The organism is Sanguibacter sp. Z1732, assembly GCF_051020515.1.
Taxonomy (GTDB): Bacteria; Actinomycetota; Actinomycetes; order Actinomycetales; family Beutenbergiaceae; genus CALKWS01.
Window position 1 is genome coordinate 2,377,522 of sequence record NZ_CP194857.1, and the last position, 13,064, is coordinate 2,390,585.

The window sequence follows — 13,064 nt, forward strand, 5'->3', positions numbered from 1 at the left end:
GAGCCGGGCGATACACGCATCGCTCGGCGCCGGTGCGAGCGGGTTCGCGCGCTCGGGTTCGGCCTGGCTGTCGCTGGGCCCTGGGCGATAGAGTCGGGCAATGGCTGTCGAGGTGCGAGCCGCCACCCGTTTCGAGGACGTGGCCACGATGGTGGGCCCCAGACGTCCCGGCGCCGAGGTGTGCTGGTGCCTGAGTCATCGCAGACTCACCGCCGCAGAGCGGGCGCTACGGGGCCAGGACCGCGTCGACCTGGTCCGAGACCTCGTCGCCCAGGATCCGCCGCCCGGCGTCCTCGCCTACGACGGCGCGGACGTGGTGGGCTGGGCCGCAGTGGCTCCGCGCCGGAACACGAGTTTCGCCCGCAGCCGCAAGATCCCGCACCTCGATGCGGTCGATGCGGTGGATGTGTGGTCCCTGTGGTGCCTGCGGGTGCGTCCCGGTCACCGTAAGCAGGGGATCGTCCACCACCTGATCGCCGGCGCGGTGGACTTCGCCCGCGCGAACGATGCCCCGGTGATCGAGGCCTACCCGCTGGACAACAAGGGCGCCAAAGTCGACCAGTCCATGGCCTACGCGGGCACCCGGGCTGCGTTCGAGGCCGCCGGGTTCACCAGAGCCGCCGGCACCGATTCGGTGCTGAGTGGCTTCCCGCGCGTGCTGATGCGATTGGACCTACGGCGCTAACGCCCGGCGCCGGCGCCGGTTGTGCCGGGCTCAGGCGATCCGTTCCTTGACCTCGGCCAGGGAGGGGTTGGTGGCCGTGGATCCGTCCGGGAACAGCAACGTGGGTACGGTCTGGTTGCCCTCGTTGGCCGTCATCACGAACGCGGCCGCGTCCTCGTCGTTCTCGATGTTGACCTCGGTGTAGGGGATCCCCTCCCGGTCCATCTGCGACTTCAGTCGCCTGCAGTAGCCGCACCAGGTGGTGCTGAACATGGTGGTGCTGCCTGCTTGGGGTGGGGTGGTGCTGCTCACGAAGTGCTCCCGTCGACAAACCGGTGACTGAACTGGATTCGATGCTACCCCGCACCCGCGCGGTGCCCCGGTGGGGTAGCACACACCATGGGTCGCACCTTCTGGCACGCCCCACCGGGCGCCGGCGCAGTCGCACGAACTCAACGATCCGTCAGCGCGGCGGACGTTCGGGCCGGCGTCGTATGACGAACCATCACGATGCTCGGCGAGGGCGGGGAGTGGTCCGCAGGAGGCAGTTCGCTGAAGCCCAGCCGGCGGTAGTAGTCCACGGCCCCCTCGTTGCTACGTCGAACGACGGCCCGCAGCACCTGCAGGTGCCGTTCGAGGCAGTTCCGCAAAGTCGTGTCCATCAGCAGCATTCCGATGCCTTTGCCCCGCGCAGGCTCGGAGACGAAGGTCGCGACGTCGACCCACCCAGGAGGCAGGTCGTCGTGGTATCCCTCAACGGCTTGGAATCCCAGGAACTGCTCCGACTCGGTGGCAACCACGCAGCCGAGACAGTGCTCCCCGGCAATGAACCACTCGGTGAAGGCCTCCGGACTCAGGTGCTGCTCGATAGCGGTCTTGTCTCCTTCGTCGACGATGCTGTTGAGCAACCGGGACAACGGATCGGCATCCTCAGGGCGAGCGTCACGGATCACGACGCCGACCATTTCGCCTCCCTCCGGTTGCTGCGTCGTCGAGGACCGTGACAGGCGGTCCGACCGGTACGCCATCGGCCTCATCCTAGGGTGAGGCGGGTCTCGGACCTGATGCGGGACAGTTTGTGAGGGTTGCGCACGTAGTACAGGCCATGGAATCGGCCGTCGGTGACGCGAGCGGTGAGGACTCCGTCGATGGCACCGTCGAGGCGCACGAGGAGCGCAGGGCTACCGTTGGTCACGATGGCCTGCGCGGCGAACTCACCGTCGAACTTCCCGAAGAGGGCGAGGATGATGCGTGCCACGTTGTCAGCGCCGAGGATCGAGCGGACCGGCGCCTTCTCCACCCCACCCCCATCGCCCACGAGGACGACGTCGGGGGCAAGCAAGTCCAGCAGACCCTGGAGGTCACCGGTTTCGACTGCACGTCGGAAGGACTCCAGGGCCGCGCGGGTGTCTCTTTGGGACACCACCTGGCGGGGGCGGCCTGCCTCGACACGTCGTCGCGCTCGGTGGGCTATCTGCCGGACGGCCGCCGCGCTCTTGTCGACGGCGACCGCGATCTCGTCATAGCCGACGTCGAAGACCTCGCGCAGGACGAAGACGGCGCGTTCCGTCGGCGACAGTGCCTCGAGGACCAGCAGCATCGCCATCGAGACGCTTTCGGCGAGTTCTACGTCCTCTGCCACGTCCGGTGTGGTGAGCAAGGGTTCAGGCAGCCACGGGCCGACGTAGGTCTCTCGACGGCGCTTCACTGTCCGCAGCCGGTCAAGTGCCTGCCGGGTCGCGACCTGGACCAGGTAGGCGCGCTGGTCGCGCACCTGGCCCAGGTCGACCGTAGCCCACCGTAACCATGTCTCCTGGAGGACGTCCTCCGCGTCGGCGGCCGACCCGAGCATCTCGTAGGCGACGGTGAAGAGCAGGTTCCGGTGACGGATGAATGTCTCGGTCGCCGCGTCCGTGGCGTGGTCGGTCACGGCCCACCCCTTCTCATTCGACGTTCCCCGGCGCTCACTGCCTCGCGCGCGGTTTGGAGGACCTCCTGGCGCTTGGGGTCGCGGAAGCGCCAGGTGAACGAGCCGGGCCTGCGCGCCTCCTCCGTGAGGAACTTGATAGATCCCTGCACCGCCTTCTCTTTGATCATCGCCGTGAGGCGTCCCGCGAGGTAAAGGCCTCTGGCGGTGTCGTCCCGGTGGGCGACCTGGAGGACGGCGTCGCGACGACCCAGACTGATGCACTGGCCGAAGAATCCGACGTCGATGCAAGCGGGCGTCACTCCGGCGATCCGGCTGAGCACCGTGTCGGCGGCATGTGCACCGAGTGGGAGGGCCGTCTGGGCACTCATCCTGAACGGTAGGTCCGACGGTGCCGCCGCGTCACCGGCGGCGACGATACGCGCGTCGTCCACGCTAGTCAGCGTCTCATCCGTCAGCAGGCGGCCTGATCCGTCTGTGCTCAGACCGCTGCCGGTGGCGAGGTCGGGGACCCCGAACCCTGCCGTCCAGACGGTGACCATGCTCGGGATCTGGCTGCCGTTGCTGAGCCCTAAGGACTCCGGGCTGACGGCAGCCACGTTGGATCCCTCCCGCACCGCGACTCCTAGTCTCGCCAAGCGGTGTTTGACCGATCGGCGAGCCCGCGGATGCAGGTACGGACCGAGTTCTGTTCCGCAGACCAGCGTCACATGACGACCGGCTTCGCCCAACTCTGCCGCGGTCTCGATCCCAGTCGATCCACCGCCGACGACCACGACCGGAGCCGTTGTGGCCCTCGCGTCGAGTGCTGCCCGGAGCCGACTCGCCTCCTCTAGGGTCGCCAGCGGGTGGGCGTGCTCCGCCGCCCCGGGTACGGGCGAGGCAGCACTGGTGCTCCCCACGGCGTACACCAGGTGGTCGTAGTCGACTGCCCCGCCGCTACCCACCGCGAGGCTGCGTCCCGGGGCGTCGATATGGGTGACGGTGTCGACCACCAGTCGGACGCTTGGAGCCAGCACCACCCGGTAGTCGACGACCGTTTCGTCGGAACCAGCGCCGAACTGATGCAGTCGGAGGCGTTCGACGAACGCCGGACTGCGAGCGATCAGCGTCACCGCCACGTCGTCGCGCTGGGTGAGGCGGTTGGCTGCCATCACGCCGGCGTACCCACCGCCGACCACGATGACATGGATGCTGTGCGTCATGGTCTCTCCTTCGTTCCATTGGCTTTGACCACCAGACGCCGCGCGATGGGAAGTTGTGACAGCCGAACCAGCGCGTCTCATCGACACATCGACGCACCGCTGAAACCGCAGGTCACCGCCCCCACACCTACTCGATCGACACCAGTCTGATCTCGTCTTCGGCCGGGAGTCGCTGATCGCCTTGCCACTCACGGCCGGCCTGGGCGTCGGTGGGGTAGTGGACGCAGAACGCCTCCACGTCCTCGTCGACGTCGAAGGTGCCACGCACGCCAGCGGGCATGTAGAGCGACTCCCCGACGGTGGCGGTGAGGGCCTCCTCGCCGATTCGCACGGTCAGACTGCCCATGGTCACCACGGCAACCTCGTCGTAGGCCCAGAGGAACTCGAATCTCACCCCTCGCCGGAAGCGGATGTAGGCCAGCCCCAGGTTTGACCCCTCTGGTTCGTCCGCGATGTAGCCGACGTAGGCCCGGTGGCCGCCAACCTGTAGCCACTCCGGCACGTCGTGGACGCTGAGTTGCTGGATCGTGCGTGCCTCGAAACTCAACTGCGGGTCTCCTATCTCGCTGTGCTGCGTAGTTCGGCGGTGAAGCCCGTACGCCACGAGGCGAACGCTGGCTGCCACCCGAGGATGCGCCTGGCGCGGTCGTTGGCCGCTCCGCGGAGCGCGGTCATGAAGGCCACACCCCACGGTCCGATGGCCCACCGGGCGAGGAACGTCGGTACCCGCCGGGGCTGCGGCGCGTCCAGTTCGCGGGCGAGGTAGGGGAGCCAGTGCCGCATCTGCGCCGGCTCATCGTCCACCACATTGAACACCCCCGGGTGTCCGGTGTCGATCACCGAGAGGACGGCGGCTGCGGCATCCCGCGTGTGGGTGAAGGAGAACGTCGCGGCCCCACCCCCGACGAGAGGCACCTGGCGGTCCCGCACCTGTCGCACGACGGAGCCATCGATTGCGAAGCCGGTACCCGGACCATAGAGGTGGCCGAGGCGCAGCACCGTGCCCCCGACCGCGAGCGTGTTCGCCTCCAGTTGTTTCAGCGCCTCCAGTGCGGGCGCGAAGGGAGTGGGCGGGTTCTGCCACAACGGGGCGTCCTCGCTCGCTGGCCCCTCGCCGCCCGGATCGTAGGCGAAGGCCAGGCCCTGGGACAGGAACTGGCGGACGCCGACCTCCGCTGCGGCGGTGATGAGGTTGCTCGTGCCCTGGATGCGCAGACGGTTGGTCAATTCGAACTGCTCGGCGAACCGCTTCGGATCCAACTGTCCCGGGATTGCGGTGAGCATGTTGACGATGACGTCGGGCCGGGTCTCGCTGACGATGCCGACGACGGCGTCGAGGTCCAGCGCGTCCGCCTGGACCACGCGCGCCGATGACGGGAAGGCGGCCCTGGCGAGCCCGACGACGTCGTGTCCTTCCTCCTGGAGCATGGGAGTGAGTTGGCTTCCGATGACGCCGCTGGCTCCGGCGATGAGCACTCGCATGTTTCCTCCTCGGTGACGTGGGCAATGCGGGCCGGAAGTGGTCGAGGAATCAGCGTGACCGCCGGCCGACTCGCCCATGCCCGTCCGGCCCGGTGCTGCTCACGGCGCCGCGTTCGGCCGGACGGTTGTTCCGATCAGGATGTACGCGAGTCCACCGATCGTGTGCATGCCCGCGAGCAGGAGACCGGTGGTGAGGTCGTGTGCGCCGGTGAGGACGAACGGGATGGTGATCAGGACGGCGACGGCGCCGGCGATGATCGCGATGGTCGTCCAGCGACGGGAGCGCCGTGCGAGCAGGGCCAGCACGAGCGCGCCGAGCGCGAGCGGTACGGCTGTCTTCCACGCCACGTCGCCGGGGATGATCAGGTGGTTGGCCTCACCAGCACCGGGATCGATTCGCAGCGCCGCGTCGGTGGCCCGTCCGATGGCATAAAGGCCCAGGTTCGCTGCGGTGGCAATGAGGATGCAGGCGATAATCACGAGTGCGGGACTCCTGGAGCGGCGGTCGGACTTCGTGGACGTGGCAATGGCACCAGACATTGGTCTTCTTTCGAGTTCGGATGGACGGCGGCACGTCTGCAACAAGACGCAGGGGGCTGGATGTGATGGCAATCCTCCGGTGTCGGTCGACCGCGCGGCATCGCCCGAAAGAGCCATTCGGGTACCACTTCTGCCAGGACGGGAGGCGCCGAACCGGCTGGGAGAGGTCGCGGGAGCCGATGACGACCCTCATGCCGGCGTGGGCCGGTCGGGTGATGGCGTCGGATCGGAGAGCGATCGCCTCGCACGGCTCACGAGCCGAAGGGCTCGAGGCTGAAGCGCCCCCACGCCACGAGGGCGAAGAGGGACAAGAACACGAGGTCGCCGATCAGGAACTTCCATTCGCTGCGGCGGAACCGGGTCGTGGCGGCGCCGGCCATCACCAGCATCAGTCCGCACGCGGCCACCGGGACCAGCACCGGTGCGACGTTCACCGCGGCCGGCAGGACCAGGCCCACAGCGCCCACGATCTTGATAACGCCGATGGCCTTGATGTGTCCAGGGGTGAAGTCATCGACCCAGTGCTGGCTCTCCGCGTAGGAGCGGTACTTCTCCTTCGACATCAGCAACTGGCTGGCACCTCCGATCAGGTAGGCGGCCGACAGCAATCCGGCGATGATCCACAGGGTGATGTGCATGTTCTCTCCTTGGTGTTACCAGCCCCCGCCGGGTCCGACCTGCAACCGATCTTCCGGCGGCGGCGTAGGGTGCGGCATCGCCCGATAGAGCCATCGGGGTACCAGTTCAGTCAGGACGGAATCCCGGCAGTCCCGGGTGCGGGTCAGTCGAGTAGTCCGAGGTCACGGCCGCGGGCGACCGCTTCGGTGCGGTTGCCGGCGTTAAGCTTGTCGAGGATGTGAGCGACGTGCCTCTTGATGGTGTGGGTTGAGAGGAAGAGGTCGCCGGCGATCTCCCGGTTCGCACGGCCCTCGGCCACGAGGCGAAGGACCTCGAGCTCACGGACGCTCAGCCGGCCGGCGGGCCCGGTGCTCTGCCTGCCTGCGGCGAGACCCTGGCGGCCCTGATGCGCCGTCCGGATCAGGCGGCGCTGGTGCGCGCCGGCCGCGGCTTCCGGTTCCAACCGGGATGGAGCGGTGTCCATATATCCTCCCTCGTGTTACCTCAGCCCCTGCGGGCTCGTCATACCTATGACGGATCTCGACCACGGAAGGTAACCCCGATGAGCCCAGACGCTGCCTGGACCGAGGCGTTCGAGCGCGAGCGCGAGCGCCTCATCGCGATGGCCCACCGGATGCTCGGTTCCCGGGCAGACGCCGAGGACGCCGTGCAGGAGGCCTGGCTGCGCCTGGCGCGCCAGGAGGCCGACGCCATCGAGAACCTCGCCGGGTGGTTGACCACGGTGGTGGGCCGGGTCTGTCTGGACGTGTTGCGCTCGCGCCGGGCCAGGCCGGAGGCGTCCTACGACGCCCGACTCCCGGATTTCGTCGTCACCGAGGATGACGACGACACACCCGAGGACAGTGCGGTCCTGGCGGACTCGGTCGGCTTGGCGCTGCTCGTGGTTCTGGAGACTCTGCGGCCCGAGGAACGTCTGGCCTTCGTGCTGCACGACGTCTTCGACGTCTCGTTCGCCGAGATCGGCGAGATCCTCGGCAAGTCCACCGACGCGGCCAAGATGCTCGCCAGCCGTGCGCGCCGGAAGGTCCGGGGCGCACCTCGGACCACAACGAAGCGCCAGGAGCAGCGGGAGGTGGTCGACGCCTTCGTCGCCGCGGCGCGAGAGGGGGACTTCGAGGGGCTTCTGAAGGTGCTCGACCCCGACGTGACCTGGCGCTCGTACACGCCGCGGGGCACGATCGTGCATCTCGGCGCCACCGAGGTCATGGCTGCGGCCGGGCGTGGCCGGCGCGCAGCGGTCGTCCCGCGCCGGGTCCTGGTCAACGGGGAGCCGGGCGTCCTCTTCTGGGGACGCAGCGGCAAGCCGCTCAGCGTGATGTCCTGCACCGTGGCCGACGGGCGGATCGTGGACGTCGTGGCGCTGGTCGATCCCGTCCGCCTGGCAGCGATGGACCTGCCGGCACCGCCCCAGGCGTAGTCAGACACCGCCCCTGGCGGGCACCTCAGCGGTATCCTTGCCGCGGCGGCGCAGCGCATAGCCGAGGGTGGCTACCCCGAGCGCCACCCCCCACAACGGCCACAGGACCATGGGGCCGTAGGCCGCCCAGCCGGCGATGAAGTCGATCGGGGCCCCGCCGCCGAACCTGCGGATCATCGAGATGCCGGCCGGCAGGATGATCAGCGCGACGAGGCTCGCGGGCACGACGGCCAGGGCCACCGGAACCGGCCGCCCGGCCAGACCCGGCACCCAACGGGGGACAACCTCACCCCAGCGCTGCACCAGGCCCAGCGTGAGCACCGCACCGAGCGCGGCGAACACGCCGAGCCAGACACCGGACCACAGGTCGCCGGTGGCCCGCGCCGCCTCCCACTGCGCACGGTCGAAGCCGAGCGGGTAGGCGATCCAGGCGACGCGCGTGGCCGCGTAGACGAGCGGCGGGATGACCGCGACGACGGTAGCCGCCCGCCCCCACCTGGCAGCGACTTCGGGACGCGCCCAGCCCGGGAGGGCACGGGGCCGGCTGCGCAGGTACTGCCTCGCGGCAGCGCCCCACAGGAACACCCCGACCAGGATCATCAACTGGAGTAACAGGCTGTGGTTGAGCACGTTCAGCAGGTCCACCCGCCAGCCCTCGTCGAACACGGCCATGACCAGGGCGAACGGGAGGTAGCCGGCCAGGGCGAGGAGGTCGGCGCTCATCGTGAGTACGACCAGGAGCGCCGTCGAGACGGCTCCTGCCATCAGCGCGGCCGGCACGGCGGCGGCCCGTGGCGCGGCGGACCGCGCCGCGGCTGCCGTCGTCGCGGTGGTCGCGGCGAGCACCAGGGCCAGGACGGCGACGACGACGAGCAGCACCGACCGGGGCAGCAGCCCGGCGAGGGCGTACTCGGGTACGGGGTGGTGGTCTCCGATGGCGAGTTCGGCGCCGGTGACGACGGCGACCAGGGCGCCGAGGGCGAGCAGAAGCCAGTACAGGGCGGTGGCAGTGATGGTGCGCATGCGCCAACGATCGCTGCGACGACTGCTCGTACGGATCCCCCGTCGGAGTGGACGTGGCCGGACCGCTTCCCTCGCAGGAGGGATCGTTCAGCCGCCCGGTCGGACGAACCCGGACTCGTAGGCGAGGACCACCGCCTGGGTGCGGTCGCGTACCCCGAGCTTGGCGAGCAGGTTGCCGACGTGCGTTTTGACCGTCTCCACCCCGAGGAACAGTTCGGCGCCGATCTCGGCGTTGGACCGGCCCGCCGCCATCAGCCGGAGCACGTCGGACTCCCGTGCGGTGAGCCCGGCCCGCGCCAACCGGTCGCCACCCGTGGCCGGGGACGTGGTGGCGACGAGGCGGCGCAAGGCGTCGGGGAACAGCAGTGCGTCGCCTCGGGCGACGACCCGGATCGCCTCCAGGACCTGGTCGGGGTGCGCCCGTTTGAGGATGAAGCCTGCGGCGCCGGCTCGCAGGGCCTCAAGCACGTAGTCGTCGTTCTCGAAGGTGGTGACCACCAGGACACGGGGCTGGCGGGCGCTCGTCCGGTCGCCGTGCGCCCGCAGCGCACGGGTGGCCGAGATCCCGTCGAGCCCAGGCATCCGCACGTCCATGAGGACGACATCGGGGCCCGACCCGGCGACGGCGGCAGGCACGTCGGCGCCGTCGGCGACCTCGCCGACCACCTCAAGGTCCGGTTCGCCGTCGATGATCACCCGCAGTCCGCTGCGGACGAGGGCCTCGTCGTCGACGAGCAGCACTCGCACGGTCATGGCACCTCCCGGGGGAGCGCCGCGTCGACGTGCCACTCGCGGTCCCGGCGGCCCGAAGTCAGCACGCCACCCAGGGCTTCGGCGCGCTCCTGCATGCCCATCAGGCCCCGGCCCGATCCCCGGGTGAGGTCGCGCAGCCCGTTGCGGATGGTGAGGATGAGGTGGCGCTCGGCGAGTTCGACGTGCACCTCGATGGTTCCGTCGCCGTGGCGCAGCGCGTTGGTGAGCGCCTCGCGCACGATCGCGTAGGCCTCGCGCGAGACGGTGCGAGAGACCGCACCGTCGGCATCCGGCGGAAGGACGAGCGCGACGCGCGCCCCGGTCGCGCGTGCCTCCTCGGCGAGAGCGGGGACCTGGGAAAGCCCGCGGTCGTGAGCGGCGGCCTCATCGGCAGGCGGCGGTGCACCCGTTCTCAGCACGCCGAGGACCCGGTCGAGCTCGGCGACGGCCTCGCGGCCCGTCGCGCCGATTGCCCCGAGCGCCGAGCGGACGAACTCCGGGTCGCGGCCGAGGGCACGCTCGGCCGCGGCCGCCTGCAACGTCGTCACGGTCAACGCGTGGCCGACGCTGTCGTGCAGGTCGCGGGCCAGGGCGTTGCGGGCGGCGAGTTCGCGCTTGTCGGCCTCCAGGCGGGCAATCCGGTCCTGCGCCGATGGTCCGAGCAACACCGGCGCGGACGTGCGCAGCAGCGCCCGCAGGGTCCAGATGAGGTAGGGCGGCACGAGGAGGAACACGACCGCCAGGACGACGGCGAGTAGCGCGGGGAGGTCGGCGAGCGGCCCGAGCGCACCCTGCAGTGCGCTCGAGCCGAGGTGCCAGGCGATCAGACTCACGGCGAACGGGATCGCGGTGAGCAGCGACAGCGCTGCGAGGGCTCCGGTGGCGAGGTGTAGCAGGAACCACACGAACCCGCGCGCCACCGCGCCTCGCCCCCGGCCGGGGGTGTCGGCGATGTCGGTGTCGAGCAGGGTGCGCGCGGCGTTCACCTGGAGGACGCGTACGGGATGGAGGAACGGCGGGACCAGCACGATCACCGCCGTGACCGCGGCGAGCGTGACGATGACCGGACGTCCCAGCGTTGGGTCGCGGAACATCTGCACGAACCCGGCAGCCAGGAGACCGTACGCGGCCGCGACCAGGCCCCCGATGACGAGGTAGACCCCGCAGCGCAGTGTCGCGGCACTGGTCAGCGGGGTCAGAGCCCGGGGCACGGCCATGAGAGGCAGTCTGCCGCACGTGGTCGGCGCGGCGCGAGGGTCGAAGTCGCCGACCCACGTGGGTGTGGCAAGGGGCCGCCGCCGGAGCCCGGCCCCGACCTGCGTCGGCGGATGCGGATCCCCGTGTCGGTTGCGCCTGGGACAATCGATGACGATGAGCACCCGTACCGACGTCGAGGCCTTGCTCGACGCCCTCGACCCCGACCAGCGCGCCGTTGCCGAGCAACTGACCGGCCCGGTGTGCGTGCTCGCCGGCGCCGGCACCGGCAAGACCCGCGCGGTGACCTACCGGATCGCACACGGCGTGCTCACCAGCACCTACAACCCGACCGCGGTACTGGCGGTGACCTTCACCGCCCGGGCGGCGGGTGAGATGCGCTCACGGCTGCGTGACCTGGGCGTGGGCGGCGTGCAGGCCCGCACCTTCCACGCCGCGGCGCTGCGGCAACTGTCCTACTTCTGGCCCCGGGCGATCGGTGGGTCGGTGCCCAGGATCGCCGAGCACAAGGCCTCCATGATCGGGGAGGCAGCCGGCCGGCTCGGCCTGGAGGTGGACCGGCTCATGATCCGGGACCTGGCCGGGGAGGTGGAGTGGGCCAAGGTCACCATGATCACGGCGGAGAACTACGCCCGTGTCGCCGCAGCCCAGGGCCGCCAGGACATCGCCGGTCAGGATCCCACCACGATCGCCCGGCTGCTCAGCGTGTACGAGCAGGTCAAGACCGAACGCGGGGTGATCGACTTCGAGGACGTGCTACTGCTGACCGTGGGCATCCTGGCCGAGCAACCCGAGATCGCCGCCACCGTGCGCCGGCAGTACCGGCACTTCGTGGTCGATGAGTACCAGGACGTCTCCCCGCTGCAGCAGCGGCTGCTGGAACTCTGGCTCGGTGATCGCGCCGAACTGTGTGTGGTGGGTGATGTCTCCCAGACCATCTACTCCTTCACGGGCGCGACCCCCGCCTACCTGACCGACTTCTCCCGGCGTTACCCCGAGGCCAGGGTGATCACCCTGGCCCGCGACTACCGGTCCACCCCGCAGGTGGTGTCCCTGGCCAACAACGTGCTGGCCCGGGCCGGAAAGGCTCGCTCCAGTGCGGCGGTGGAACTCATCGCACAACGGCCCAGCGGGCCGGCCGTGCGGTTCGAGACCTATCTCGACGACGACGCCGAGGCCGCTGGGGTGGCAGCCCGCACCGCCGAACTCATCCGCACCGGCGTCAAGGCGAGTCAGATCGCGGTGCTGTACCGCACCAACGCCCAGGCACCGGCCTACGAGCAGGCGCTGAGCCAGGCCGGGATCGGGTATCTGGTCCAGGGCGGGGAACGGTTCTTCTCCCGCACCGAGGTCCGCGAGGCGATCGTGCTGCTGCGCGGGGCGGCCCGGGCACCCGGGGAAGCCACGATGCCCGAGACCGTGCGTGATGTGCTGGCCAGTGCCGGCTGGACCCCGGAGCCGCCGGCCGCCCGGGGCGCGGTACGGGAGAAGTGGGAGTCGCTCAACTCCCTGGTCGCACTCGCCGACGAACTGGCTCGCACCCGGCAGGCGGACATGGTCGAATATGTGGCCGAACTGGCAGAGCGTGCCAGCGCGCAACACGCCCCCACCGTGGAGGGGGTCACCCTGGCCTCCCTGCACGCCGCGAAGGGCCTGGAGTGGGACGCGGTGTTCCTGGTCGGCATGTCGAGGGGCTGATGCCGATCTCACTGGCCGAGGGCATCGAGGCGATCAACGAGGAACGCCGTCTGCTCTACGTGGGCATCACCCGTGCCCGGGAGCACCTGCAGTTGTCCTATGCCCTGGCCCGCAACGCCGGGGGTGGGTCGAGCCGCAAGGCCTCCCGGTTCCTGGACGGCATCTGGCCGGCGGCCGAACCGGCGCAGCGCGCCCGCGGCAAGCACACCCTATCCAGGGCGGGACGACGGCGTCAGGTCGCCGAGCAGGTTTCGGCGGCCGAGGCGGATCCGGAGGTCTTCGAACGCCTGCGCACGTGGCGGGCCGAGGTCGCCACCGAGACCGACAAACCCGCCTTCACCATCCTGCACGACGCGGCCCTGGTGGCGATCGCCGCCGCATGCCCCAAGGATCTGCGGCAACTGGCCATTCTGCGCGGGATCGGCCCCACCAAGATCGAGGCCTACGGGGCCACCATCCTGGCCCTGGTCCGTGGTGATCGACCTGCCCGGTCCTGACAGC

Annotated in this window: 14 protein-coding genes and 1 pseudogene; 3 read left to right on the top strand and 12 right to left on the bottom strand. The window is 69.9% G+C overall.

All coding sequences use genetic code 11. The features are described from left to right. Positions 1–100: 100 nt before the first annotated feature. Complete coding sequence (locus ACRRRO_RS12470; RefSeq protein WP_424796977.1) at positions 101–685, top strand: GNAT family N-acetyltransferase; 585 nt, start codon at positions 101–103, stop codon at positions 683–685. A gap of 30 nt (positions 686–715) precedes the next feature. Here the strand turns inward: ACRRRO_RS12470 and ACRRRO_RS12475 are convergent, their stop codons facing one another. From ACRRRO_RS12475 to ACRRRO_RS12515, 9 genes are all read right to left on the bottom strand, one after another. Next, entirely contained in the window at positions 716–937 is a 222-nt protein-coding gene (locus tag ACRRRO_RS12475; protein ID WP_424787598.1) for a mycoredoxin, read from the bottom strand. A gap of 179 nt (positions 938–1,116) precedes the next feature. Further along, entirely contained in the window at positions 1,117–1,629 is a 513-nt protein-coding gene (locus ACRRRO_RS12480; RefSeq protein WP_424796976.1) for an N-acetyltransferase family protein, read from the bottom strand. A gap of 68 nt (positions 1,630–1,697) precedes the next feature. Continuing rightward, the gene (locus tag ACRRRO_RS12485; protein ID WP_424796975.1) at positions 1,698–2,594 is read right to left on the bottom strand and encodes an RNA polymerase sigma-70 factor; all 897 of its coding nucleotides are present in this window, start codon (positions 2,592–2,594) and stop codon (positions 1,698–1,700) included. Next, positions 2,591–3,796 (bottom strand): NAD(P)/FAD-dependent oxidoreductase, encoded by a 1,206-nt coding sequence (locus tag ACRRRO_RS12490; protein ID WP_424796974.1) that lies wholly within the window; start codon positions 3,794–3,796, stop codon positions 2,591–2,593. Before ACRRRO_RS12490 ends, ACRRRO_RS12485 begins: the two co-directional genes overlap by 4 nt. Before the next feature lie 127 nt (positions 3,797–3,923). Further along, positions 3,924–4,343: a hypothetical protein gene (locus ACRRRO_RS12495; protein WP_424796973.1), complete on the bottom strand. Its 420-nt coding sequence runs from the start codon at positions 4,341–4,343 to the stop codon at positions 3,924–3,926. A gap of 11 nt (positions 4,344–4,354) precedes the next feature. Then, positions 4,355–5,278 (bottom strand): NAD-dependent epimerase/dehydratase family protein, encoded by a 924-nt coding sequence (locus ACRRRO_RS12500; RefSeq protein WP_424796972.1) that lies wholly within the window; start codon positions 5,276–5,278, stop codon positions 4,355–4,357. Between the two features lie 99 nt (positions 5,279–5,377). Further along, positions 5,378–5,758: a DUF6069 family protein gene (locus tag ACRRRO_RS12505; RefSeq protein WP_434080342.1), complete on the bottom strand. Its 381-nt coding sequence runs from the start codon at positions 5,756–5,758 to the stop codon at positions 5,378–5,380. A 311-nt stretch (positions 5,759–6,069) separates the two neighbouring features. Then, a complete protein-coding gene (locus tag ACRRRO_RS12510; protein WP_424796970.1) occupies positions 6,070–6,456 on the bottom strand; it encodes a DoxX family protein in 387 nt (128 codons plus the stop codon). A gap of 143 nt (positions 6,457–6,599) precedes the next feature. Further along, positions 6,600–6,920 (bottom strand): response regulator transcription factor, encoded by a 321-nt coding sequence (locus ACRRRO_RS12515; RefSeq protein ID WP_424796969.1) that lies wholly within the window; start codon positions 6,918–6,920, stop codon positions 6,600–6,602. A gap of 78 nt (positions 6,921–6,998) precedes the next feature. On the opposite strand from ACRRRO_RS12515, the gene ACRRRO_RS12520 reads away from it, so the two are divergent. Then, positions 6,999–7,874 carry a sigma-70 family RNA polymerase sigma factor gene (locus ACRRRO_RS12520; RefSeq protein ID WP_424796968.1) on the top strand — a complete coding sequence of 292 codons (876 nt, stop codon included), beginning with the start codon at positions 6,999–7,001 and terminating at the stop codon, positions 7,872–7,874. On the opposite strand, the gene ACRRRO_RS12525 is transcribed toward ACRRRO_RS12520, so the two are convergent. The 3 genes from ACRRRO_RS12525 to ACRRRO_RS12535 all read right to left on the bottom strand — a co-directional run bounded on the left by ACRRRO_RS12525 (position 7,875) and on the right by ACRRRO_RS12535 (position 10,867). Further along, positions 7,875–8,897 (bottom strand): hypothetical protein, encoded by a 1,023-nt coding sequence (locus ACRRRO_RS12525; protein WP_424796967.1) that lies wholly within the window; start codon positions 8,895–8,897, stop codon positions 7,875–7,877. A gap of 87 nt (positions 8,898–8,984) precedes the next feature. Next, on the bottom strand, positions 8,985–9,650 hold the full coding sequence (locus ACRRRO_RS12530) for a response regulator (RefSeq protein WP_424796966.1): 666 nt from the start codon (positions 9,648–9,650) through the stop codon (positions 8,985–8,987). Beyond that, positions 9,647–10,867, bottom strand: a complete 1,221-nt coding sequence (locus tag ACRRRO_RS12535; protein ID WP_424796965.1) for a sensor histidine kinase — start codon at positions 10,865–10,867, stop codon at positions 9,647–9,649. Before ACRRRO_RS12535 ends, ACRRRO_RS12530 begins: the two co-directional genes overlap by 4 nt. Before the next feature lie 148 nt (positions 10,868–11,015). Between ACRRRO_RS12535 and ACRRRO_RS12540 the strand changes: the two are divergent. Next, positions 11,016–13,060, top strand: a pseudogene (locus ACRRRO_RS12540) (ATP-dependent DNA helicase UvrD2). Positions 13,061–13,064 lie beyond the last annotated feature (4 nt).

Excerpts from the sequence above, each read along its gene's own strand:
- ACRRRO_RS12470 (WP_424796977.1), top strand. The coding sequence starts at position 101 with ATGGCTGTCGAGGTGCGAGCCGCCACCCGTTTCGAGGACGTGGCCACG.
- ACRRRO_RS12475 (WP_424787598.1), bottom strand. The coding sequence starts at position 937 with ATGTTCAGCACCACCTGGTGCGGCTACTGCAGGCGACTGAAGTCGCAG.
- ACRRRO_RS12480 (WP_424796976.1), bottom strand. The coding sequence starts at position 1,629 with ATGGTCGGCGTCGTGATCCGTGACGCTCGCCCTGAGGATGCCGATCCG.
- ACRRRO_RS12490 (WP_424796974.1), bottom strand. The coding sequence starts at position 3,796 with ATGACGCACAGCATCCATGTCATCGTGGTCGGCGGTGGGTACGCCGGC.
- ACRRRO_RS12500 (WP_424796972.1), bottom strand. The coding sequence starts at position 5,278 with ATGCGAGTGCTCATCGCCGGAGCCAGCGGCGTCATCGGAAGCCAACTC.
- ACRRRO_RS12510 (WP_424796970.1), bottom strand. The coding sequence starts at position 6,456 with ATGCACATCACCCTGTGGATCATCGCCGGATTGCTGTCGGCCGCCTAC.
- ACRRRO_RS12515 (WP_424796969.1), bottom strand. The coding sequence starts at position 6,920 with ATGGACACCGCTCCATCCCGGTTGGAACCGGAAGCCGCGGCCGGCGCG.
- ACRRRO_RS12520 (WP_424796968.1), top strand. The coding sequence starts at position 6,999 with ATGAGCCCAGACGCTGCCTGGACCGAGGCGTTCGAGCGCGAGCGCGAG.
- ACRRRO_RS12525 (WP_424796967.1), bottom strand. The coding sequence starts at position 8,897 with ATGCGCACCATCACTGCCACCGCCCTGTACTGGCTTCTGCTCGCCCTC.
- ACRRRO_RS12530 (WP_424796966.1), bottom strand. The coding sequence starts at position 9,650 with ATGACCGTGCGAGTGCTGCTCGTCGACGACGAGGCCCTCGTCCGCAGC.
- ACRRRO_RS12535 (WP_424796965.1), bottom strand. The coding sequence starts at position 10,867 with ATGGCCGTGCCCCGGGCTCTGACCCCGCTGACCAGTGCCGCGACACTG.